This is a genomic window from Flammeovirga agarivorans (assembly GCF_012641475.1).
Classification (GTDB): Bacteria; Bacteroidota; Bacteroidia; order Cytophagales; family Flammeovirgaceae; genus Flammeovirga; species Flammeovirga agarivorans.
The window spans coordinates 54,563-77,869 of record NZ_JABAIL010000005.1; the positions used below are offsets into that span (position 1 = coordinate 54,563).

Consider the following 23,307-nt stretch of genomic DNA (forward strand, 5'->3'; position numbering starts at 1 on the left):
TATTTTTTTCGCTAAAAATGAATTTTTCAAAAAGTTATAAACAATTTCAGAGGTTAAGTGTGAATAACTTTGATTTGAAGTCACGAAAACATCTGTTATTCAATCATAAACAAAGTGAATAACTAGGTAAAAAATATTAACTTTGTGTTTGACTTATCGTCAGTTAAAATGAGTCTAAGGAACTGTAAACAAGTAGACAATTCATGTCAAAACATTACAATAGATATACTGTAACGGCGGCATTACCTTATGCCAATGGTCCTTTACACATTGGACATATCGCAGGTGCATATTTACCCGCTGATATTTATGTGAGATCATTACGTCAGAAAGGAAAAGACGTAGCGTTTATTTGTGGTAGTGATGAACACGGTGCAGCGATTACAATTCGTGCACAAAAAGAAGGAATCACTCCTCAAGATATTATAGATAAATACAATAAACAGATCGGGGATACTTTCGAGAAATTCGGTATTTCTTTTGATTTGTTTCATAGAACTTCTGCTCCAATTCACCATGAAACTGCTCAAGATTTTTTCAAAAACTTGGAAGCAAAAGGTCATTTTGAATTAAGAGAGTCTGAACAATACTATGATGCGGAAGCAAAGCAGTTCCTTGCTGACCGTTATATTGTAGGTACTTGTCCTAAATGTGGTAACGAAGGTGCTTATGGTGATCAGTGTGAAAAATGTGGTACTTCATTGAGTCCCACAGATTTAATTGATCCAAAGTCGACGATTACTGGGGCAACTCCTACTTTAAAAACTACTCGTCACTGGTATCTTCCAATGAACAAACATGAGGATTGGGTACGTGAGTGGATTGAGAAAGGTATATTAGATGGTAGAGAACACCATAACCCTGCTGAATGGAAAAACTCAGTGATGGGACAGTGTAAATCTTGGTTAGATCAAGGGTTACAACCTAGAGCCATGACAAGGGATTTAGACTGGGGTGTTAAAGTTCCTATCGAAGGTGCTGATGGTAAAGTATTGTATGTTTGGTTAGATGCTCCTATCGGATATATTTCGGCAACGAAAGATTGGGCTACTAAACAAGGTAAAAACTGGGAAGATTATTGGAAAAAAGCGGATACTAAGTTAGTTCACTTTATCGGTAAAGATAATATTGTATTCCACTGCTTGATTTTCCCTATTATTCTTAAAGCACATGGAGACTTTATTTTACCGGATAACGTACCTGCTAATGAATTCTTAAATTTAGAAGGTGCCAAGTTATCAACATCTCGTAATTGGGCTGTTTGGTTACATGAATATTTAGAAGATCTTCCGGATCGTGAGGATGAGTTACGTTATGTACTAACATCTATCGCTCCTGAAAATAAAGATTCAGAGTTTACATGGAAAGATTACCAAGAGCGTGTTAATAACGAATTGGTAGCCATTTTAGGTAACTTTATCAACAGAGCAGTAGTACTTACTCACAAATACTTTAAAGGTGAAGTACCTGTTGCTGGAGAGTTTACTCCTATGGAAGAAGGAATTATTGCTGAAATGAAAGCGATTCCATTAAGAGTAGAGAAGCTTGTAGAACAATACAAGTTTAAGGAAGCTTTACAAGAAGCAATGAAACTTGCTCGTTTAGGTAACAAATACCTAGCTGACACAGAACCTTGGAAATTATTTAAACAAGACCCTGAGTTAGTAAAAACGATTTTAAATATGGCACTGCAGATTGCAGCCAACCTAGCAATTACAATTGATCCATTCTTACCAAATACGGCAAAGAAGATTCAAAATATGTTAGGAATGGAATCATTAGACTGGAACCAAGTTGGTAATCCAGAACTAATCACTGCCTATGATCGTTTAGCTCCAGCTGAGTTATTATTTAGTAAAGTGGAGGATAAGACTATTGAGGTTCAAATTGAGAAATTAGAGAAAACTAAAATAGCTCAAACACCTGTTGAGCCTCAAAAAGAGGAAGCTACTTTTGATGATTTCCAGAAAATGGATATTCGAGTAGGTACTATCCTTGAAGCTGAAAAAGTGAAAAAAGCGAAGAAACTATTAAAGCTTACAGTAGATACAGGAATCGATAAGAGAACTGTAGTAAGTGGTATCGCTGAGTTTTATGCTCCTGAAGATGTAATTGGTAAACAAGTTTCTATTTTAATAAACTTAGCACCAAGAAAAATCAGAGGTATTGAGTCTCAAGGTATGATCTTGATGGCAGAAGATAAAGACGGATCACTTTCATTTGTATCGCCTACTGCTCAGGTTTCTGAAGGTAGTATAGTGAGATAATTAGAAGAGATCTTATATATAACAACAAGGAGTAAGAAGTGTGGTTCTACAACAACTACCCCTTCTTACTCTTTTGTTTTTAAATCTAATTTTATAACTAAGCACACACATTATGAATAAGAGTTTTGGTTTAGTAGTGAATATGATTTTTGGTATTGCTGCTGCTTCATTTTTACTTTTAGCCTACTACGATTGGAAAGAAGGTAGAGATTACGAAGGCAATATGAAATTAGGATTAATGAGTGCAGGCCTTTTGATTGTTCGTATATTTTTAATGAAAAACAATTCTAGAAATGACGACAATAAAAGAAGACGCTTCGGAGATCGTATTAAAAAGTAATGTGAAAATTTATCACTTACCAACATGTATTCAGTAACAGAAATTTATCAGTTAAGAGAAGAAGGGAAATACCAGGAAGCATTTATTACTGCCCGACGCCTTTTGGAATTATCACCTAATGATGAATCCTTACAAGCAGCAATGGCTTGGGTATTATATGATATGATTAAAGTTGCTGCTGATGAAAATAACATAGATTCTTTTGAGGAGTTATTTTCAGTATTTGTCGAATACGTTCCATTAGAAGCAGACAAGCTTCAACAAATGGGCTGCTATATTCTTTACAATATGGTGGAAAGGTGTATCACTAAGCAAGATTATAAAAAGGCTAATGATCTAATGTTATTGATTGAGGGGTTAAAGTTTCATCCAGATAAAGAACGTCCACATGGCTTTTATCAATTATTAGAAGTAGCTGTTGCTTTTAGCCAACAATTACCAGAGTTTTTAAAATTTATAAAAGTTTGGCGATTACAAAATCTATTACCAAAACATTATCAACAATACGGAGAGGCGATGTCAATTGCTGAGAAAGTACACTGGTTAGTGGGCCAACACTTGTTACAAAAAAAAAATGATAATGAAGAGGTAATAAACGCTTATGTTAAGCAGTTAGATTTATTATTAAGTCGCTACCCTCATTTTAAACACATCACAAAATTAAGGGCAAAACTTGTTGAATAGTATTAAGTAACACCTGATATTATAGTTACATAATATCTATTAACTATATATTAGTAACAATGTTTCTTTTTGAAGCGTAAGAGTATAATGTAAAACATATTAAATCTATCAATCTATCTTAAATACATTATCTCATGAAAAAGCTACTTCTAATATTTTCGTTTATTGTTGTTTCATTATCAACATTTGCACAAACTAATAAGTATGTGAATTTGATTGATGAAAAAGTTGAAACATACCTTGAGAATCAAGGACTATTGGGCAAGCTAGATCCAGATTTATCATTTAGAGATGAATATCAGAATAAAACTAGATACGTATTGGTTCAGTATTGTGGAGCGATTGCAGTATTTGATGTTTATAGTTCTGGAAATGTCAACATCGTTCATAAAAGCCAATGTTTATCTGAAGATGAACAAGCAAAAATATGGATGGATGAAGTGAAAAAATATACTGATGGAACTATCGCAAGACATAAGTTTCTTCGATAGCATTGCGTTGTGAAATATAATAAAAGAAAAGGCCTTACATCGATACAGATGTAAGGCCTTTTCTTTTTAAAAATTCTTGATAATAAAGTCGGTTAATTTACTAGCAAGTTTACCATATGGAGGATAGATAGGTTTTATTCCTGTCATCCCTACTCTATTTTTTAGGATTGCTCTTTCATTGGAGAAGCCTATGAATCCAAACTTTCCATGTGATTTACCAATACCACTGTTGTTTACTCCACCAAAAGGTAAATCAGGATTGTTGATATGTACAATTACTTCGTTAATACAAGTTCCTCCTGCAGAAGTATTCTTTATCACTTTTTGAAGCTCCTTCTTTTTATTTCCAAAGGCATACAGTGCTAAAGGTTTTTCTTTACTATTGATATAGTCATACGCTTCTTGAATATCTGAGTACGTTTTAATAGGAAGAATTGGTCCGAATATCTCTTCTTGCATTACGATCATTTCTTCTGTCACATTAGTGATTAACGTTGGAGGAATATATCTTTCTTCAGGATCAAACTCACCATTCATAATCACTGTTGCTCCTTTTTCTGCAGCATCTTCTATCATTTCCTTTAAACGATAGAAATGTTTGATGGAGATAATTCTACAATAATCTTTAGAATGTTTGATGACCTCACCATCAGGAGAGTAAAATTCATTGATAGTATTTTGCATCTGATCAACAAACTCCTGTACCTTATTTTTATGTATTAGAACATAATCCGGAGCGACACAAGTCTGACCAACATTGATAAATTTACCCCATGTAATTTTATCTGCAGCATCCTTTAAGTCCGTATCTTCCATAATGACAGTAGGAGATTTTCCTCCAAGTTCAAGTGTAACGGAAGTAAGATGTTTTGCAGCAGCGGACATCACAACTTTACCTATTTGAGGACTACCAGTAAAGAAGATATGATTGAACTTCTGCTCTAATAGTTTAGTAGAAGTTTCAACACCTCCCAATACTACCTTTACTTCATTATCGGGATACAGATCATCAATCATTGTTTCTAAGAAATTAGACGTATGAGATGAAATTTCTGATGGTTTTATGGCTACAGTATTTCCGGCTGCGATAGCATAAATTAAAGGAGAAATGGCGAGATAAAACGGATAATTCCAAGGAGAAATAATTAATACAACTCCTTTGGGCTCGTAGATAATTTTAGATCCCGTACCTAGCATACTTAATGGAGTACCTACTCTTTTAGGTTTCATCCATGCTTTTAAATTTTTCTTTGCATGACGAATGAGTCCAACAGTACTTAGTATCTCTGTAGTATCGACCTCAATAGGATTTTTCTTAAAGTCTTTATAGATCGCCTCTTGTATTTTAGGACGATGATCTAATATATATTTTTCTAATTGAGAAAGCTTTTTAATTCTTTCTTTAGCAGTAGTCTTTTTGGTGTTGCTGATATTATTTTTTAAATGAATGAATATATCTTCAACATTTTTCAAATTATAATCACTTTGAATAATTTCTGTTTCCATAGGTGATATAAATAGTGATGATTATATTACAAAAGAATTTGATGATAACTATTGATCATCTTTAGTTATACTCTATTCTTTATCTTCTTTTGCATGTGTTATAGAATAATATCAATTAGTAGAAATTCTTGATAATATGCAAAAAAAAACATCACTAACTTATTGATAAACACGCATAAACTAGTAGCAAAATGCTAGACAAAACACATAACAAAAACGCTAAATCTTGGGTAGCTATTCCTGAGAACTCTGATTTTACGCTTCAGAATTTACCTTTTGGTATTTTTTCAACCAAAGACAATCCCAACAGAAGAGCAGGGGTAGCAATTGGTCATCAAATTGTTGATTTGGAAAAGATTACTTCTCATTTCCAGTCTATCCATGAGGATTTAAATACTGTTTTTTCTTCCTCTACTTTAAATGATTTTATTGCACTTGGTAAAGAAGTTCATACTCAAGTAAGACATCAACTTTTTGATCTTTTATCTGAAGGAAATACATCAATTTCTGAAGCTGTATTAGTACAACAAAAAGATGCTACTTTACATTTACCGATTCAGATTGGAGACTACACAGATTTCTATTCTTCTAAAGAACATGCGACCAATGTAGGAACAATGTTTAGAGGAAAAGACAATGCCTTGATGCCAAACTGGACACAAATGCCGATTGGATACCATGGTCGTTCTTCATCTATTGTAGTTTCTGGAACTCCTATACATCGACCAAAAGGACAAAAGATGCCTCCTAACGCTGAACAACCAGTTTATGGCCCATCGTCTAGAATGGATATCGAATTAGAAATGGGATTTGTAATCGGTAAATCAACAAGTTTAGGAGATGTTGTAGAAGCAGAAAAAGCAGAAGACTATATCTTTGGAATGTTATTATTCAATGATTGGTCAGCTAGAGATATTCAAAAATGGGAATATGTTCCATTAGGACCATTTTTAGGAAAGAACTTTGGTTCTACGGTTTCTCCATGGATTGTAACTATGGATGCTCTAGAACCATTTAGAATAGAAGGTCCATCACAAGATCCAACTCCTCTATCCTATTTACAAACAACCGGAGCGAGAGCATTTGATATTCAATTGGAAGTAAGTATGCAACCTAAAGGAATAGCTCCTAAAGTAATTGCTCAATCCAATTTTAAATACTTGTACTGGAGTATGAGTCAACAATTAGCTCATCAGACAGTAAATGGGTGTAATATTAATGTTGGAGATATGTATGCTTCAGGTACTATTTCTGGACCCACAAAGGATTCATTCGGTTCTTTATTAGAACTTACTTGGAACGGAACTGAACCTTTAACCATGTCGGATGGATCAGAGCGAACCTTTATCGAAGATTATGATACATTGATTTTGAAAGGTTGGTGTGAGAAAGATGGACTGAGAATTGGGTTTGGTGAAGCTATTGGTCAGATTCTACCATCAAAAGAATAAAAGGATATTTCATTCTTAATGATTTAAATAAAAACTGTTTTTCAGTGAAAAAAGGTATTTCTAAATGGAATACCTTTTTTATGGTACTATTTTTTTAGAAGCTTAATTGTTAACCTCGAAATGATTATCTTATTATACAAATACCTTATCTAAACAAAAGGTATCTACTTATTGATATATGAAAATTATCTACTTTTTACTTTTTCTTATTTGTCTGCCATTCAAGTCTTCTGCTTTCGATCTTACTGCAGATATAGAAGCATTTTGCATTAACGATATTCCTTCGGTACCAATTGTCATTACGATCACTCATAGTGCAGATGAAAGCTTTCATTCTATTACTGGATACGAAGAATTGGGAAGTATTATCGATACTGTATATACCAGTTCTACAGAAACCAAATTAGGAGTTTTGGTGAACGATAACGTTACGGTAAAAATACATACACTGGCTATTGAGATGATTAACTCATCAGCAATAGTATCTTCTAACACTATTGATATAGATGTTTTTGGGTTAGTAAAAAGAACAGTTTACGATATCAATTTATCATATGATTGTTCTCTGTTAAGTATCAGTTTCAAAACAGAAGGAGACGTTACCGATAAAGAGGTGGTCAGAATTTATGTAGATGATAAATTTTTCAGAGAACAATCTCTAACGCTAGATAACAATATTGGTACTTTATCAAACCTTCTTATAGAAAGACCGACAACGGATACACTTTATTTTAAAATGTATCTGGAATCTTCAAGAAATAGTTCTTGTTTAGAAAGTCAGTGGGTGCAAGAAATATCATTTGTGAGTCCATTGCCTCAGGCTACAATTTCTTCAAGTTATTCTCCTTCTGATGAAGTATATGGCGAAGTGACTTTTAATGCAGATTCTTCTATTAATACTGGAAATCACCTTTGGGAAATTTATGAAAATGATGTGAAGATAGATGAAGTATTACTCTCCAGCGAAGAAGAGTTGGTCTATACTTTTGCTACTTCTAATTTTGATAAAGGAGTCACTTCTCCTTTCAAAAAATATAGTGTGATACTTATTGCCACAGATGCCGAAGAAGCTGAAAATTGTAATGGGTTTAAAGATACTTTAGATCATGTACAGGTTCCGTATTTTCCGAGAGTAAAGGTACCTACAGCAGTATCAGTAAGGTCTTCTTTTGGAGAAGACAATGTTTTTAAGTTAAAGATCCGAGAGAATGTAGGTATTTATCAATGTAATGTTAGAATCTTTGCTGCAAATCAGAAACAAGTGTATGAGTCCAATGATATCAACTTTGTTTTTGGAGACAATGAAGAATTTACCGAGACCTTTTATACAGCACAGTTTTCATTATTATATGATGATGGATATGCAGAAAACTTTCAATCATCATTTATCATTACTCCTTAAGAGATCTAACTACTACTATGACTTTACGATTTATTTTCATATTTACTTTTGTGATGTACTCGTTGATTGGTGTATCACAAGATTTACCAACGGGTACTCCATTTTGGTTAAACTCTGCTCAAAACCCTGCCTTAGCAGGAACATCTATCAATAAAGGAACTGCTGCATTTCGCTATGGCTTTGCAAAAGATGGAATTGACTATGTAGATGCAGGTGGAGAATTAGGTTGGATGATGAAGAACGAGAATGGTTTAGGAGCAGGTATCAATTATCATCAAATTGTTTACCCATTGTCTAATGATATTTCGGAAAACGGAACAGTAACCTATAGAAATGTCTCTTTGCCATTTTCAATGATTTTTAGAGATCGAGAAAATGCTTTTTCGATGGGTATTTCTTTAGGATACGAACAATATGCATTAGGTAATAATATTGGAGTGTATAGTAGTCAGTTAAGTACTACTTCAAATGCGATTGGAAATGCACCATCGTATGCATTAAATAATCAGCAAGAGGGAAAATTAGATATTGGTATTGGTTTGAGCTTTTTCACTCATGAGCATTGGGTTGTAAGTTTTTCAGCATTACACCTTCAACATATTATTACTTCTAGTTCAGAAAGTTTATTTCATAATTCATATCCATTGATTAATACCTACGGACAGTATATTATTAATAATCCTCACAATGCTTTTGGATGGGTATCTACAGCAGGTTATACATGGAATGGAAATACCCAGAGAATATTTTTATCTACAGAATTTAGAATGTCAATTATACAGATTGGTGGTGGATGGACTCCCTATTATTCTAATAACTCTTTTGATCATATTGGATTTGTCTCTTCTTCAGTCAGTATTCCTTTTGGAGAAACAGCATCTTTAAACAGAAGAGGAAGAATTGAAAAAGCTTCAGATTCTATTTCTCTAAAATTGGTGTATTATCCATCTGTGGCGACAAGAACTTTAATTTATCCAGAATTAGAACTGACACTTTCTGCAAACATTGGGCAGGGAAAGTATACAGAGCAGTTGAAAAAATTGTGTACACTACCTAGAGATTAGATGAATATTTCATTTATGTGAACAAATAATAAACTGAATGTTTACAAAAATGTAGTATTATATTCTATCTAATTGTTGATGTTTGATATTAATTATTGATGTTTTGATTACTACCAGTATTTATTTTAACTCCATTTTAGTTTTTTATACTTTTTACTGTTAATCAATGTAAACATTTTAGTGTACTGTGTTAAGTTGGATTAACTCATTTACATTCTTACCAATATCTTTCTACATTGAGATTACCAAAGAGGCCTCTTTTTAATCAAATCTGTTCACATAGAGGGCATGTTTTTGCATGCTCGTTAAACACCAATGTCTATGAATGAATTTTTAAACACTATTGGGCCAGGAGGTATTGTACTTCTATTTCTGGCATTGTTAATCTCTTTGGTGCAGCTCTTCCGAAGGATCGTTAAGAAGAAAAGCTCTTCTTCTACTTCAAATCAACATCATTTAGTAAAGAAGTACGATGATGTTAATCTTAATAGGTATACCGGCTTTTTTAGATTATTGGGATTATCTATTGCCATGTTAACTGTTTTAGCGGCATTTGAATATCCAGTGATCAATAAGGCTTTAATTACTCCCGAGAATATTGATAGAGTAATTGGTAACGAGCATTATGATTCTGTATTGACGATTGAAATCATAAAGCCGAAACCTCAACCTAGACCAAGAGTAATACCCGATAAAATCGAAGTAACCGATGATCCTACTATTGAAGATATCATTTTTGATAATAATGAATTTGATCCTGATGCTGAGATTCCTGATGAACCTATTGTGGATGATCTGTCACCTGACGAAGAGGTTAGTGATGAACCTTTAATTATTGTTGAGCAGACTGCTGAATTTAAAGGTGGTTTAGGGAAGTTCTATAAATTCCTTGGTAAAAAATTAAAGTATCCAAGAATGGCAAAGCAAATGCATATCGAAGGAAAAGTATTTGTAGAATTCATTGTTGAAAGAGATGGTACTTTAACAGATATCAGAGTCTCTAGAGGCATCGGTGGAGGATGTGATGAAGAAGCCATCCGTGTATTGAAAGAATCTCCAGCATGGCAACCGGCAAGGCAAAGAGGTCGAGTAGTTCGCCAGAAAATGGTTATTCCTATCTATTTCAAATTAAACTAAAATGTAAACGATACTGTATGAAATAATATGTAAGTGAATATTATTCGTATATTCCTACAATCCGTAATCAACAGGCAGGTCTAATCAGCCTGCCATATGAGGCATCAATTATTCTAAAGAGTATTGATGCCTTTTTATTTACTGACCATTAAATATTTATTTTCGATGGCTTTTCTTTTTTCGAAAGTACTCACCTCTTTATCTAGAGCTATTTTATAATACACTTGAGCCATATCCCAATCATTCATCTTAGCAAAATAATCACCTAATAGCTCATAGGTTAAATACGAGTCTGGATTTAACCTTCTAAAATGTAAAAGTTCTTTGTCCTGAAACCTAGGAAGATCTGGCGTCCAGTCTTCAATAAGTTGGGCAAAGGTCTGAAACGATTGATAGTTTCTATATTCTTGTGAATCTTTAATATGATCCCTAGGAATGTATTTATTACTGGAAGCTAATGTTGGTTTTGGAGGATAGTTATAAGCTTGAATAAATACAGAGTCTAGATTATAGCAGATAAACTGATCGAGTTGTCGATGATCTGCAGAGACCCACATTTCTCTAGTGTTTGGTTTAAAAATAACGGAGTGATGAAGGTTCAATGAATTAATCGATTTTTTATTACCCAACCCTATTGTTGTATTCTCAAATCCTTTTGTATCTCTTAGTATTGATGCGATATCCGGAACAGTAAACTTTTCTTTGTTGTTGATTAATTCCTGAATACGGATGGATTTATAATAAGAAGCATATGTAGGATCATAGACTCTATTTTCTCTCAATTTTTCAGTTTGAAGGTGGTTGGTAGCGATGAGTTCATTGGTTCTCATCTGAATAGAATCTATTCCATCTGGCGTTTTTTCGATGATAATAGCAGTGCTATCAAAGGCTGATGCAACAAGGATAGTTTCAGAAACATAGGCCTCTTTGGTTAGAGCTATATTGAATGCTTCTTCTACCGTCATGGCATATTGTAAAATTTCTCTTGTAATCAGAGACATAGGCATGGTGGCTTTTGTCGGAATATCAGATTCTACAGGATTTGTACTTACTGTTAATCCCATTTCATTCATACCCGATACAGTACCCACAAATCCACCCCAAGTTATAGACGCAAACTTAAATCCTTCTAGAGGTTTTACGAAGTGTATGAGCTTTTCTTTCTGAAAATCTGGATGAACTTCAAATTCAAAATTCCTCCCTACTAGAATATTACTCTCATAAGTTTTGTTGCCTGTGAGTACAAAGCCAATAGAACTGTTTACTTCTACTTCATCAAAATTTCTTTCGATGTCGTATAAACTGTGATAGTTTAAAATACGTTGATATGCTGAACCATAAGCATTGTATTTAGGATTAGCACTTTTCGATAATCCATACATTTCTTCACAGTATTCAGGTAAAATTCTATTATCAAGATGTCGGTTGTACATCGATTTTATCGCCCGAATCGCATACTTATTTTTTATTGGAGATTTTTCAGTAATCTTCTTAATGTAGGCTTCTTCATGACGATCCAAGAGTTCTTTGGCTAAAACTCCTGTACTATATCCAATGTCAAATGGAGAACCTTCGGTATATAACTCCCAAAGTCCACCTTCATTTTTATTGATGAAGTTTTTATGAAGCATTAGATGTTGTTCATCCAATGTATCAACAGGATATTGAGTAATGTCTGTATTATTAATTTTTGGAGTAGGAATAAACAGCCACGATTGTACCCAAACGATAAGAATAAAGAATAACAGCAAAAAAGCTATGCCCAGTCTTCGCATAGTATATTAGAGAGTTATGTATTGAGTGATGATTATTTAATATGTTAACCCTCTAAAATAAAAAAGCATTCCCAAAGTTTCAATTTTTACTTTAAAGAATGCTTTTTCTTATTTTAATTATGATTTACAGCAAGTGTTCCATTGAATTTGAAAAGTGCTTTATCTCTTTTATTGATCGTTGCTGTTACATTAAAATGTTGTGATGAATACGCCTTCCAATCAATTTTTACTTTCAGCCCTTGATCGATATATCTTTCCATAGGATATAAAAGTTTTACTTTGTGCGTATGAGCAAGAGAACAACTCAATTGTTTTTCTTTTTCAAAAACTGCCAATATTACCTTAACCAAAGATAATTCTGGAAACTTCTCTGCATTTAATTCGTCTTCTGAAATGTGCAATGATGAGACAATTGATTCTTCTAAAAAATTCGTTTTGATAGTCATTTGTATCTATTTATGGTAGTATAAACATCGATATTTAAGTGAATCGATATTCAAATATACAAAAGTATACATAGGATAAAACAAGGTATTGTATCGGTTTTCCTAAATAAAGACGAAGCGATATTCTACAGATATATTAGATATAAGGATTTGAAAAATATTTCGTCGAAAGGAAATTCATTGTAATTTTATCCACTAAACTTTATAGAAATAAACAATATGCATTCTTGGAAAACTTGGTTAAAGCGTTCCCTTTTATTTTTACTTTTTGCCGTGTTGGTTTTCTTGGGATACTATCATGAAGAAACTGTTTATGGTATTCGTCAAGGGGCAGGGCAATTGGATATCATTTTTAATGCTAAACCTTTACAGGAATATTTAGACGATCCATCATTTTCTCAACAACAAAAAGATAAGATACTTTTGATCCAGGAAATTCGTCAATTTACCATTGACTCTCTTGGTTTGGACGAATCTGAAAGCTATACCAAAATGTATGATCAAAAAGGAAAGCCAATTCTATGGACAGTAACGGCTTGTGATCCTTTTAAATTGGAAGCTAAAAAATGGTCTTTTCCTATTTTCGGAACATTTTCATATAAAGGCTTTTTTGATATCGATTTAGCAAAACAATCAAGAGATGCTCTTAGAAAAGAAGGGTACGATGCAGAAGTGGGTGAAGTGGCAGCATGGTCTACATTGGGTATTTTAAATGATCCCATACTTAGTAGTATGCTCAATAGAAATACAGGTAGTTTGGCTCATTTAATTATTCATGAGTTGACGCATGGAACACTCTATGCCATGAGTTCAATTTCTTTTAATGAAAATCTAGCCGATTTTGTTGGGGATGAAGGAGCCAAACGTTTTCTGATTTATAAATACGGAAAAACCTCAGACGAATACATCCATTATATTTCTCGGAAAGATGATAGAAAGACATTTTCTGAATATATTTTGAAAGGTAGTAATGAGTTAGACGATTTATATAACTCATTTACAGAGGAGATGTCAGTGGAAGAAAAACAGGAAGCTAAGAATAAAAAAATAGAAGAAATAAAAGCAGGGATTCAAGATTTAGATTTCGCCAATTATCGTTATTGTAATTACTTTAATGATTTCACTCCCAACAATACTTTCTTTATGAGTTACAAGCGCTACAGAGAAAAACAAAATGAATTTAAGGAGCAGTTTGATAATGAATTCAATGGTGATTTCCATGCTTACATGGATTATCTAAAAGACAATTATAAATCGTTGTTCTAGAAAAAAGAGGTAGTAAAGAGCTGATATTCTTTACTACCTCTTTTGTTTAAAAGGCTACTCTGTAATAGAAATTTGGCATAATGAAAAAGACTTTATCCTCATCTATCGTTTGTTTATGATGGTTGTATTTATAACCATTCATTTGTTCTGTAAGCAATGCATTTTGCATATCCAATCCCCAAGTTCTAATGGTTTTCTTCTTTGGAATTTTATAAGTGATACCAAAGTTCATCCATATCTCATCTTGACCTTTTACTGTATACAATTCGTTTTCTTTGTATACCACTTTTTGTTGTTGGTGAGAAGCTGCTTCATCATAAGGTGTCAAAGGTATTCCTCCTAAATAGGTCGCGTTGATATTCACTCCCAACAAGTTTTTCCCTTTAACAACAAACTCTTTTCCAGCGGTAATAGTGGCCATATAGTTTCTATTGAACAATGTATTTCTAGTTACTCCAAGATCATCGGTATATTTAGAATCATACAAAGAGCCTGTCAGCATATAATAATACCCATTGACCATAGATCTCTCTAATGTAATGTCAATACCTTTATTGATACCTGTACCTGTATTTACAATAGGTGCATTTGCTTCCCACATTGTCGTATAATTGGCAAAAGAATAAGAAGTACCTTGCAATACTGGAACATCAAACAATTCTTGATAATATACTTCCGTAGTTAATCGAATATTTTTTGATAGGTTGATTTTTACACTACCCACATAGTGATCCGATTTAGATAATTTCATATCATTGACTTTTTGGGTATTGGGATTGATAAAAGAGTATACTTTTAATTCTTCCCTTTTACTGTGTCTACCATAAGCAGCACCTAATGTGATATTTTCAGAAGGATTGTATTGAATACCAAATCTAGGCTCTAGTGATACTTCATCGACGAGTTCAAACTTAGTGACAGCAACACCTGCGTTGACACTTATATTATGAAGCAATTGATACTTGAACTGAGTAAATGCATTTGCATTATAAGCTTGTAGATTACTTTCGTATCGATTTTTTAAATCTCCCATCAGCGTATCTACTTTGTAAGCATATCCATCCGATTGAATGACATCAGTTCGAATACCTGTTTTATTGATTAGCCTGTTAGTAATATTGGTAGTAAAAGTGGAAGCAAAAGTAACCTTACTTTCAATGTTTTGCTGTTGTTCATGAGGATGTAAAATACCTGTGTTTAAAGTATCAGCATCTTGCTCAAAATATAGTGTATTGTTTTTATACAGATTGGTAGTGACGCCTACACTTGTGGATAAAACACTGGAAGATCCAAGTGGTAATAAATAATTGGCTCCTAAAGCACCCATACCGAAATCAATATCTTTATCTAAAAAGTCTTGGTCATACTCTCTGTATTTTAATTTAATATCTGTCGGGTCTTCATCGTCTACTTCATGTACATATTTTTTATATGGAGTTTCGATATCACTTAATCCTCCCATACCCCAAATATTCAGTTGACCTTTATTTTTTGATGGAAAGGAAAGGTTGAACGATAGATCCTGAAAATTGGGAGCAGTACCTCCTGATAATTTACCAATGTATCCAATAAAGCCATGTCTATAGTTAATGAGGTAAGAAGACCCCTTTTCTTTATTAATAGGCCCTTCTGAAGCTAAATCTACACCAAGAATACCCAATTGCACCGAATGATGATGTTCTTCTGTATTTCCTTTTCTAAAGTTGATATCAAAAACTCCAGAAGTGGAATTCGAATATTCAGAAGGAAAAGCACCAGTAAAAAAATCTGTTCCTCTCAATACATTCGCACTATAAATAGAAATAAGTCCTGCTCCAGCTAAGTTACCACCACCGAAGTGAGCAGCCCCTGATACATCAATATCATTGACCCTCCAAAGTACAGAAGTTGGAGAGTTGCCTCGAATGACAACACCATTATCTTGAGGAGCCGAAAATGTAACTCCGGCAAAATTATAAGCTACTCTGGATGGATCACTTAAACCTCCAGCAAAACGATTGGATTCTTCAATAGTAAATGATCTATTACTGACCACCGACATGACATTGGATGCATCTTTATCGTTTGTTGCTGAAATCGTAATATTATCAAGTGTCGTTACTTGCTCTTCCATCTCGAAATTGATCTGGTTCTTGCCTTCACCCGAAACCAATACTTCAGTTTGTCTGATATTTTTATACCCAATGGATTGAATCAAAATAGTATATCGACCCAACTTAAGGTTACTGATCACAAATACCCCTTCTTCATCGGTGATTCCTCCAACGATTGGAGACGAATCTTCTATCTGTATAGCGGCTCCAATAATAGGTTGTTGGCTGACTTTATCAATTACTTTACCTTGAATGGAAAATGTTTGTCCGAAAGATGTTTGGTTTAACAGAAGTATAAAAAATAATAGCGTTATACGTTTCATTGATTGATGTTAAGTTTGATGAACATGATTTCTAGTTTTCATATTCAAGACCCGTCAATGATTATTTACCCCTATTTTCACTAATATATTTTTTAATTTTATACGATGATATCATTAAGAAAACTTCAAAAAGAAGACAGAACTATAATTGTAGAGTTGATCAATAATAGGAAGATACTCGATAACTTAAGAGATAGAATTCCATATCCTTATTCATTATCTGATGCTGACTTTTTTATTGATTTAACTCATAAAGAAGAACAACAAAATACTTTTGCCATTACTTATAACGGAGATTTTTGTGGTGTTATCGGATTAATTCGATTAGAAGATATTCACCGACTTAATGCTGAAATTGGTTATTGGATTGGAGAAAAATATTGGAACAGAGGAATTATTACTGAAGCAATTGATCAAGTAACGCAATATGGTTTCGAGACCTTACAGTTAGAAAGGATATTTGCAGGCGTATTCGATTACAACAAAGGATCTATGAAAGCACTTGAGAAAAATGGGTTTCAATTAGAAGGAATTCACAGAAGAGCTATCGTAAAAAATGATGTGATTTATGATGAGCATCTTTATGCAAAACTAAAAGAGTATTAGATATGAAATGTTCATACCCAATACTCTTTTACTAAATCTATCTTTATCTGAGTAACTACTATTTACCTATAGTGGTCAGTTTTTCTTTTATCACTTCCCTACTTTTCTTATCTATTCCCCATAGATTTCCATTTGGATCTAAAGCAATTCCTTGTCCTCTAATTTCTGTTGGAATTGTTTCTTCCCATACAAGGGTGGATCCCATTTTTGGAAACTGAAGTTTATATAATTCTTTAAAGTGATGATGCGTACAGAGTAGTGAATTATCCTCTAAAATGATTCCTCCAGATATGCTGTATGGAGATACTTTTTCTATCAATTCTTTAGGAAGAACCCAGCCTTCTTTCCTGTTCCAATTGAGATCATATTTTATTAGTTGAGACCATGATACATCTCTATTTTTTTGCATCTTTCCTTCATTGGCATAATGAACAAACATGACATACCAATGTTGCTCATGTTGAACAATCCAAGTACAAGATCCTATATCAATACCAAAACTATGCGACCCGATATGTTCTAATGTATTGATATCCCACATTTCTATAGAAGAATGCATTGGAATAGATGGATAATTAGAATGAGCACAAAACAGCGTATCATTTTGGATATATGCACTATTGAGATGTTTCAAACGCTTATTTTCCCACCTTTTGATCTCCTTTCCATCTTTAATATCTCTTTTTACAATAACATTATTGTCAATAACAAAGAAGAATTCCTCTGTAGCAGCCACGGCCTGACGGGCATGTGGAGCATCATATTTTTTAATTTCTTCTTGAGCTTTTACACTAAAGAACAAAAGACCAAGAACGAAAGTGATATATAACCTTTTCATTATAATTCGAATTTTAAACCTACTGTAACTGTTGGACCGTATTGTTCTGTTTGATGTAATAAGTGATCATATGAAGGATTTCCATATGTTTCTATTTCCATCTGATTGGTTAGGTTATTCATCTGTGTAAATACACTAAATTGTTGGTTGACTTTGTAGCTGGCAGAAATATCTAAATGGAATTGTGAAGTGAAATAAACATCTCTATCTTCTCTATCTGCTACATCAATCAATAATGGACCTCTGTAGTTACCCGCAATAGCAATCATAAATCCATTTTTAGGGTTATCGTAGGTTAGAATCACATTGGCCATATCTCTAGGACTATTACCCATCACTACTTTTCTACCATCTTCCAGTTCTTGTTCAGAAAGAGTATAGGTATAGTTTGCCATTACGTTTACCCATTTCAACATAGGTATATTTAAGTCTCTTAGGTTTTTATTATAGGCCACCTCAAATCCATAAAGGTGTGAACTTTCTCCATTTTCAGGTTTAGTAATTTCCCATACCTGACCATTCTCTTCAACAAAATTCTTAGAAGTATAGATTTGATTTTCTAGGAACTTCGCAAAAACACCCACTGTAAAGTAGCCCATATTGCTAGTGTATCTTTCGAAGATTAAATCAAAATTGGTAGAGACTGCTGGTTGAAGATCAGGATTGGATAAACGCTTAGTAAAGTTTTCATCATCGATCACTTCTCTTGGAATTAAAGAAGTAAATGATGGTCTACTTAATCCTTGTGCAATGGCTGCCTTAATCATATTTCTTTCATTGATTCGGTAGACAGCATTGATAGATGGTAGTACATTAATGTAGGAAGAATTATCAGAAAGCGTTCTTAAGTATTGGCCATTGTCCTCATCGTATTCATGAAACTCATAGCTGTTTCTTGTTGCTTCGATTCTTGCACCGATTAAAGTATTAAATTTTGATGTCCATTGAATATCTCCCATCAAGTAACCTGAATTGATAATTTCATCTGCTTGATAGTTTTGATTTTTGACTTCATAATTTTCTTGAGGATCACCTAATGGCAGGGTACTGAATTCTGCATCTGTAAACCTTAAATCTCTTCTGTAGAATTGTCCTGGTGCTAAGTAAATAGGAGATGTATTTTCCATCATAAATCTCTGGGCATTGTTGACTTTATCTTTATGCCAAAATTTATATCCTGCAGAAATAGTAGAAGTCTCTCCAAATAAACGAATAGGCTGAGATGCATTCACAGTAAACGAGTGATCCAGTTCAGTGTTTTCTTTAGTATCCAATCTAACTGGTTTATTCATCTCTAATGGATTGTTAGGTTCTAATGCCATTGTTCCATCAATATCCCAAGGATTCATCGTATCAAAGTGAGAAGTACCTAGCTTCCTACTAAAGTAATATTGGGTACCGTCCGGTTCATCGATCACCGTTTTAATTCTGGTTGCTTTATAATCTAATTTTAAGCCACTTTTAAAGCGATGTTCACCACCTAATCCAAACATATCTGTCATGGTTCTTTTTGCTCTTGTTTGGGTTTCTCTATCTTCTGTAAATGAAGAAATAGGTGCATCAGGAGTATCTAGATCATATTTGTAGTTGAAGTTAGTTCTTCCTCTTCTTCTGTCATCGTTAAAGAAGTTAGAATTATAAGAGGCTCTGATGATATGATTATCATTGAATTGGTAATCCATACCAACATTATATCCATAACGCTCTCTTCTTACATCATAATCATTCCATCTTTTTCTGGTTAGCTGATCATCATCATTGAGGGTATATTCTTCTAAAACAGTTCCTCTATTGGTAAGGTAATAGCTACCAGTTGCATATATTCCTAGCTTATCATTGAAGAAACGATTACCTACATATAAACTATGATTCTGTTGACCTAAACCCCAACCATCGTTGAAAGGATCTGCATGAAAGTTTTTACCTCCCGATGTAATCGCTCTTAAGGTAAATTCAGAAGGAGCATCTTTTAAAGTAAAATTCACCGCACCGCCGATAGCTCCACCATCCATATCGGGTGTTAATGTTTTCTTTACTTCAATAGATTCCATAATATCAGCAGACATAAAATCTAGTGCAGCACCTCTACTGTCTTCTCCACCGGGCATTGGAGTTCCGTTCATTTGCACCTGATTGTATTCAGAAGCCATTCCTCTGATCTGAATATTTTGTCCTTCTCCTCTATTTCTTACAATCGAGATACCTGGAATACGTTGTAAGGCTTCAGCTCCGTTTCTATCGGGCATAGTTGAGAATTGTTCTGAAGAAACAATGTTCTTGATACTGACCGCATTTTTCTGCTCGTTTAATGATTTCGCTTGACCTTTAGTAAACTCACCATAAACAGTTACTCCATCTAATTCAGTAACATCAGTATTCATTTTGATAGTCAATTTAAAAGGCTCACCATCTATTAGTGTCACATTAATTAGGTCTGCGTTATATCCTAAATAAGTAGTAGCAATCGAATAATGACCAGAAGGAATATTATTGATATGAAAGTTACCATCCATATCTGTGATACTCGCAAATGTAGTTTCCATAACATTTACTTGAGCGTATGGAAGTGGATCGCCATCAGGACCAATCACTTTACCGTAGAGATCGGTGTGTTGGGCGAAACTTTCTGATATCAATAGAAAAAAACAAATTGCCGACAATGAGTAGTGTAAATAAAGTCGCATAATTGATTTAGTTTTCTGAGATGATTTTTTAATTGGTTTTAATTTTCGGGTGCAAAAGTAGTCGTTGAATATTACGGTGCTGTTAAGCTTTTTATTCACTCAAGCTTAAAAAATGAGATCAACTGATAAAGGATCAATAGCTAATTTGAAGGATTTTTTTGGATTAGAGGTATAACATAAAACAAAATCTTTTTTCTCTAATCATTGATATAAACGGAATATACACTAGATATTAACGGTTCATCATCCTAATGTGAATAAGTTAGTAACACATCGTTTTTTAATAAATAATGTGATAGTTGTTATTGGTATTTGTTAGGAGATAAATAGAAAAAGCTGACTAATAAACATCACATAAGTCAGCTTTTTCTATTAATAATTTCGATAGGTCATTAATAAACAGCTTGTATTAATACATTGCAAAAGCCCTCTTCATGAGCCTTAATATTAAATACAGTTGCAAATGCATTAACAGTAAAATCTTCATCATAAACCATTATGGCACAATAAGCGGATTCTACACTACTTGTTAAATAGACCCAATTTCCATATCCATCTATATTTTTACTATCTGCAGGAATATTTTCTATAATAATAGCTCCATCTTGATTTATTTTATCTGAAATAATAATAGAATGATTGATGAAATTAGTCATAACATCTTCAATAGAAGAAGTATTAGGAATATAAGGAGTTTCTTCTACTATCAAAGCAGCGTATAATTTCTTGTTTGAATAATTTCCCTTGACAAAAACTTTTAGTGATCCTACCTGGTCTTGAGGAGAAAGTGTAACTGAAGTATTTTTTTGTTCATTGATTTCAAAAATATTAAAGTCACCATACATTGTATCATTTATATCAACCTTTACTAATATTTGATAGGTGCCATTTTCAGGAAGATCTATCACTCCATTTTCTTTGAGTTGATTACTTTCAGCTTCTAAAAAGAAACGTTGATCATTTTCGACTTTGATAAGATATAAATCTAAAATTTCACCTTCTTCAACAGTTACATTTAATTTATGTTGCTCTGCTATTTCTTCATTGTTTGTACATGAAAAAAATAAGAAAATAGATATAAATAATAGACAAAGAGAAGTTTTCATTGTTTCTGTATTAGTTTGATTTAAGCTTACTTTTCATTCACTAAGGTATGAAAAAAAATTTTAAGATTTCGTAAGGCTCGATAAAGCGAGCATCTACAAAAAAGAGTGAAAAGATACCTTCAGTACCTCTTCACTCTTCCATCATACCTATTACCTCAAAAAAGTTTATCCTTTTCCTTTGTCGTTGGCTGTTTGTTCTCTTAGATGGTTTAAGACATCAATTTTTGTGATTAAACCAACAAACTTCTTGTCGTTCATTAAGATTGCCACCATACCGTCTCTGAAGATTTCCATCAATCGGTCGATACTATCTGATACTTGTACAACAACAAGGTTGGAAGTCATGTGTTCAGCAGCAAAACGTTCAAATGCCGTTTCGTCTTCATACACACTAAATAAAATATCTGATTCGTCGATAATCCCCAAGATTTCATCCCCATCCATAATTGGAAGCTGAGAGATATCGTACATTTTCATTTTTTTGTAAGCATCTAATAATGTGTCTTCGATGCTTGCAGTGACAACATCGCCCTGCGAATAATAATTAGAGATCAAATCACGAAGATCTCCGAATACCTCTTTTTCGATAAACCCTTTCTCTTTCATCCAATGATCATTAAATAGTTTTGAGAAATATTTATTGCCGCTATCGCAAACAAACGTCACTACTCGTTTTGGTTCTGTTTGTTCTAGACAATATTTTAAAGCTGCAGCGATCAATGTACCAGAAGAAGAACCTGCTAGGATACCTTCTTTTAATAACACTTCTCTTGCAGTAACAAAACTCTCTTTATCTGTAATAGAATAGGCTGTTCTTGTCTGAGAGAAATCAGCAATGTCTGGAATAAAGTCTTCACCAATTCCTTCCACATACCAAGAACCTGCTTCTCCAAATTTTCCTGTATCGATATAGTCCTTTAATATAGAACCCTCAGGATCTGCTAAAACTAAATCTGTTTCTGGACTTACTTTTTTAAAGTAGGCAGCCATACCAGAAATAGTACCCGAAGATCCTACACCAGCTACTACAGCATCTACATCTTGCCCCATTTGTTCGTAAATTTCTGGCGCTGTAGTTAATTCATGTGCTAAAGAATTGTACTGATTTGAAAACTGATTAATAAAGTGATAACCTTTTTCTCTTGAAATTCTTAAAGCCATGTCCTGATAATATTCAGGATGCCCTTTACCCACATCAGATCTTGTCATTAACACCTGTACTCCCATTGCTTTTAAATGAGCTACTTTTTCCTTACTCATTTTGTCAGGCATTACTAGAATCAGTTTATATCCTTTGAGAATAGCAATTAAAGCTAGTCCTAATCCTGTATTACCAGCAGTAGCTTCAATAATAGTATCTCCAGGTTTTATCGTACCATCTTTCTCAGCATTTTCGATCATGCTCAAAGCAATACGGTCTTTGATAGAACCACCCGGGTTTTGATTTTCTAGTTTTAGATATAACTCGCACTTGCCAGTATCTATAGCATTGACTTTAACTAAAGGAGTATTACCAATTAATGATATAAGATCATGTGGTTTGTTCATATGTTGTATAAAGTTTTCTTGTGATGTTACAAATGTACATAAGTAGATCTGAAGTAAGAAAGAATTTAAGATGAAGTAACTCTAAGAAAATGAGCACTTCTCTATTTTTTGTATATAATTTATTCTTGTTATTTGATCATTGATTAATTATTTGTCAATTAAATGTTATTAATTTACTCTTTGTTAGTATTTTAAATTTTTATGTTTTACATTTGAGTAAATATTAATCGTTAAACGTTTCATTTTTGAGACTTTTAATGATTTGTTTAAAAAAACATCG

18 protein-coding genes are annotated in these 23,307 nt (G+C 33.3%); 10 read left to right on the forward strand and 8 right to left on the reverse strand.

Features of this window, described 5'->3' with window-relative positions; genetic code table 11:
• Window positions 1-203 precede the first annotated feature (203 nt).
• The 4 genes from metG (at window position 204) to HGP29_RS16340 (ending at window position 3,782) form a co-directional block, all read left to right on the forward strand.
• On the forward strand, window positions 204-2,267 hold the full coding sequence (gene metG, locus HGP29_RS16325; RefSeq protein WP_168883505.1) for a methionine--tRNA ligase: 2,064 nt from the start codon (window positions 204-206) through the stop codon (window positions 2,265-2,267).
• Between the two features lie 112 nt (window positions 2,268-2,379).
• Window positions 2,380-2,607, forward strand: a complete 228-nt coding sequence (locus HGP29_RS16330; RefSeq protein ID WP_168883506.1) for a hypothetical protein — start codon at window positions 2,380-2,382, stop codon at window positions 2,605-2,607.
• Between the two features lie 24 nt (window positions 2,608-2,631).
• Complete coding sequence (locus tag HGP29_RS16335) at window positions 2,632-3,291, forward strand: hypothetical protein (RefSeq protein ID WP_168883507.1); 660 nt, start codon at window positions 2,632-2,634, stop codon at window positions 3,289-3,291.
• A 134-nt stretch (window positions 3,292-3,425) separates the two neighbouring features.
• On the forward strand, window positions 3,426-3,782 hold the full coding sequence (locus HGP29_RS16340) for a hypothetical protein (protein WP_168883508.1): 357 nt from the start codon (window positions 3,426-3,428) through the stop codon (window positions 3,780-3,782).
• A gap of 66 nt (window positions 3,783-3,848) precedes the next feature.
• Here HGP29_RS16340 and HGP29_RS16345 read toward each other — a convergent pair whose 3' ends face one another.
• A complete protein-coding gene (locus HGP29_RS16345) occupies window positions 3,849-5,288 on the reverse strand; it encodes an aldehyde dehydrogenase family protein (RefSeq protein ID WP_168883509.1) in 1,440 nt (479 codons plus the stop codon).
• 191 nt (window positions 5,289-5,479) lie between these two features.
• Here HGP29_RS16345 and fahA point away from each other — a divergent pair, with 191 nt between their 5' ends.
• The 4 genes from fahA (at window position 5,480) to HGP29_RS16365 (ending at window position 10,342) form a co-directional block, all read left to right on the forward strand.
• Window positions 5,480-6,739: a fumarylacetoacetase gene (gene fahA, locus HGP29_RS16350; protein WP_168883510.1), complete on the forward strand. Its 1,260-nt coding sequence runs from the start codon at window positions 5,480-5,482 to the stop codon at window positions 6,737-6,739.
• 178 nt (window positions 6,740-6,917) lie between these two features.
• The gene (locus tag HGP29_RS16355) at window positions 6,918-8,141 is read left to right on the forward strand and encodes a hypothetical protein (protein ID WP_168883511.1); all 1,224 of its coding nucleotides are present in this window, start codon (window positions 6,918-6,920) and stop codon (window positions 8,139-8,141) included.
• Between the two features lie 17 nt (window positions 8,142-8,158).
• Window positions 8,159-9,205: a hypothetical protein gene (locus HGP29_RS16360; protein WP_168883512.1), complete on the forward strand. Its 1,047-nt coding sequence runs from the start codon at window positions 8,159-8,161 to the stop codon at window positions 9,203-9,205.
• 321 nt (window positions 9,206-9,526) lie between these two features.
• Window positions 9,527-10,342 (forward strand): energy transducer TonB, encoded by an 816-nt coding sequence (locus HGP29_RS16365; protein WP_168883513.1) that lies wholly within the window; start codon window positions 9,527-9,529, stop codon window positions 10,340-10,342.
• A gap of 134 nt (window positions 10,343-10,476) precedes the next feature.
• Here HGP29_RS16365 and HGP29_RS16370 read toward each other — a convergent pair whose 3' ends face one another.
• Both HGP29_RS16370 and HGP29_RS16375 read right to left on the reverse strand, forming a co-directional pair.
• Window positions 10,477-12,117: a C45 family autoproteolytic acyltransferase/hydolase gene (locus HGP29_RS16370; protein WP_168883514.1), complete on the reverse strand. Its 1,641-nt coding sequence runs from the start codon at window positions 12,115-12,117 to the stop codon at window positions 10,477-10,479.
• 113 nt (window positions 12,118-12,230) lie between these two features.
• A complete protein-coding gene (locus HGP29_RS16375; protein WP_168883515.1) occupies window positions 12,231-12,563 on the reverse strand; it encodes a hypothetical protein in 333 nt (110 codons plus the stop codon).
• Between the two features lie 219 nt (window positions 12,564-12,782).
• On the opposite strand from HGP29_RS16375, the gene HGP29_RS16380 reads away from it, so the two are divergent.
• Complete coding sequence (locus HGP29_RS16380; protein ID WP_168883516.1) at window positions 12,783-13,829, forward strand: aminopeptidase; 1,047 nt, start codon at window positions 12,783-12,785, stop codon at window positions 13,827-13,829.
• 46 nt (window positions 13,830-13,875) lie between these two features.
• Here HGP29_RS16380 and HGP29_RS16385 read toward each other — a convergent pair whose 3' ends face one another.
• Window positions 13,876-16,245: a TonB-dependent receptor gene (locus HGP29_RS16385; protein WP_168883517.1), complete on the reverse strand. Its 2,370-nt coding sequence runs from the start codon at window positions 16,243-16,245 to the stop codon at window positions 13,876-13,878.
• A 105-nt stretch (window positions 16,246-16,350) separates the two neighbouring features.
• Between HGP29_RS16385 and HGP29_RS16390 the strand changes: the two genes are divergently transcribed.
• On the forward strand, window positions 16,351-16,851 hold the full coding sequence (locus HGP29_RS16390; protein ID WP_168883518.1) for a GNAT family N-acetyltransferase: 501 nt from the start codon (window positions 16,351-16,353) through the stop codon (window positions 16,849-16,851).
• Window positions 16,852-16,909: 58 nt separating this feature from the next.
• Here the strand turns inward: HGP29_RS16390 and HGP29_RS16395 are convergent, their stop codons facing one another.
• From HGP29_RS16395 to HGP29_RS16410, 4 genes are all read right to left on the reverse strand, one after another.
• Entirely contained in the window at window positions 16,910-17,689 is a 780-nt protein-coding gene (locus tag HGP29_RS16395) for a hypothetical protein (protein WP_168883519.1), read from the reverse strand.
• A complete protein-coding gene (locus HGP29_RS16400) occupies window positions 17,689-20,373 on the reverse strand; it encodes a TonB-dependent receptor (RefSeq protein WP_168883520.1) in 2,685 nt (894 codons plus the stop codon). Before HGP29_RS16400 ends, HGP29_RS16395 begins: the two co-directional genes overlap by 1 nt.
• 392 nt (window positions 20,374-20,765) lie before the next feature.
• A complete protein-coding gene (locus HGP29_RS16405) occupies window positions 20,766-21,479 on the reverse strand; it encodes a hypothetical protein (RefSeq protein WP_168883521.1) in 714 nt (237 codons plus the stop codon).
• A 165-nt stretch (window positions 21,480-21,644) separates the two neighbouring features.
• Window positions 21,645-23,027, reverse strand: coding sequence for a pyridoxal-phosphate dependent enzyme (locus tag HGP29_RS16410; RefSeq protein WP_168883522.1), 1,383 nt, complete (start codon window positions 23,025-23,027; stop codon window positions 21,645-21,647).
• Window positions 23,028-23,307 lie beyond the last annotated feature (280 nt).

What these genes read in the sequence shown, in the direction of transcription:
- metG (WP_168883505.1), top strand. Translation starts at nt 204, where the DNA reads ATGTCAAAACATTACAATAGATATACTGTAACGGCGGCATTACCTTAT.
- HGP29_RS16330 (WP_168883506.1), top strand. Translation starts at nt 2,380, where the DNA reads ATGAATAAGAGTTTTGGTTTAGTAGTGAATATGATTTTTGGTATTGCT.
- HGP29_RS16335 (WP_168883507.1), top strand. Translation starts at nt 2,632, where the DNA reads ATGTATTCAGTAACAGAAATTTATCAGTTAAGAGAAGAAGGGAAATAC.
- HGP29_RS16340 (WP_168883508.1), top strand. Translation starts at nt 3,426, where the DNA reads ATGAAAAAGCTACTTCTAATATTTTCGTTTATTGTTGTTTCATTATCA.
- HGP29_RS16345 (WP_168883509.1), bottom strand. Translation starts at nt 5,288, where the DNA reads ATGGAAACAGAAATTATTCAAAGTGATTATAATTTGAAAAATGTTGAA.
- fahA (WP_168883510.1), top strand. Translation starts at nt 5,480, where the DNA reads ATGCTAGACAAAACACATAACAAAAACGCTAAATCTTGGGTAGCTATT.
- HGP29_RS16355 (WP_168883511.1), top strand. Translation starts at nt 6,918, where the DNA reads ATGAAAATTATCTACTTTTTACTTTTTCTTATTTGTCTGCCATTCAAG.
- HGP29_RS16360 (WP_168883512.1), top strand. Translation starts at nt 8,159, where the DNA reads ATGACTTTACGATTTATTTTCATATTTACTTTTGTGATGTACTCGTTG.
- HGP29_RS16365 (WP_168883513.1), top strand. Translation starts at nt 9,527, where the DNA reads ATGAATGAATTTTTAAACACTATTGGGCCAGGAGGTATTGTACTTCTA.
- HGP29_RS16370 (WP_168883514.1), bottom strand. Translation starts at nt 12,117, where the DNA reads ATGCGAAGACTGGGCATAGCTTTTTTGCTGTTATTCTTTATTCTTATC.
- HGP29_RS16375 (WP_168883515.1), bottom strand. Translation starts at nt 12,563, where the DNA reads ATGACTATCAAAACGAATTTTTTAGAAGAATCAATTGTCTCATCATTG.
- HGP29_RS16380 (WP_168883516.1), top strand. Translation starts at nt 12,783, where the DNA reads ATGCATTCTTGGAAAACTTGGTTAAAGCGTTCCCTTTTATTTTTACTT.
- HGP29_RS16385 (WP_168883517.1), bottom strand. Translation starts at nt 16,245, where the DNA reads ATGAAACGTATAACGCTATTATTTTTTATACTTCTGTTAAACCAAACA.
- HGP29_RS16390 (WP_168883518.1), top strand. Translation starts at nt 16,351, where the DNA reads ATGATATCATTAAGAAAACTTCAAAAAGAAGACAGAACTATAATTGTA.
- HGP29_RS16395 (WP_168883519.1), bottom strand. Translation starts at nt 17,689, where the DNA reads ATGAAAAGGTTATATATCACTTTCGTTCTTGGTCTTTTGTTCTTTAGT.
- HGP29_RS16400 (WP_168883520.1), bottom strand. Translation starts at nt 20,373, where the DNA reads ATGCGACTTTATTTACACTACTCATTGTCGGCAATTTGTTTTTTTCTA.
- HGP29_RS16405 (WP_168883521.1), bottom strand. Translation starts at nt 21,479, where the DNA reads ATGAAAACTTCTCTTTGTCTATTATTTATATCTATTTTCTTATTTTTT.
- HGP29_RS16410 (WP_168883522.1), bottom strand. Translation starts at nt 23,027, where the DNA reads ATGAACAAACCACATGATCTTATATCATTAATTGGTAATACTCCTTTA.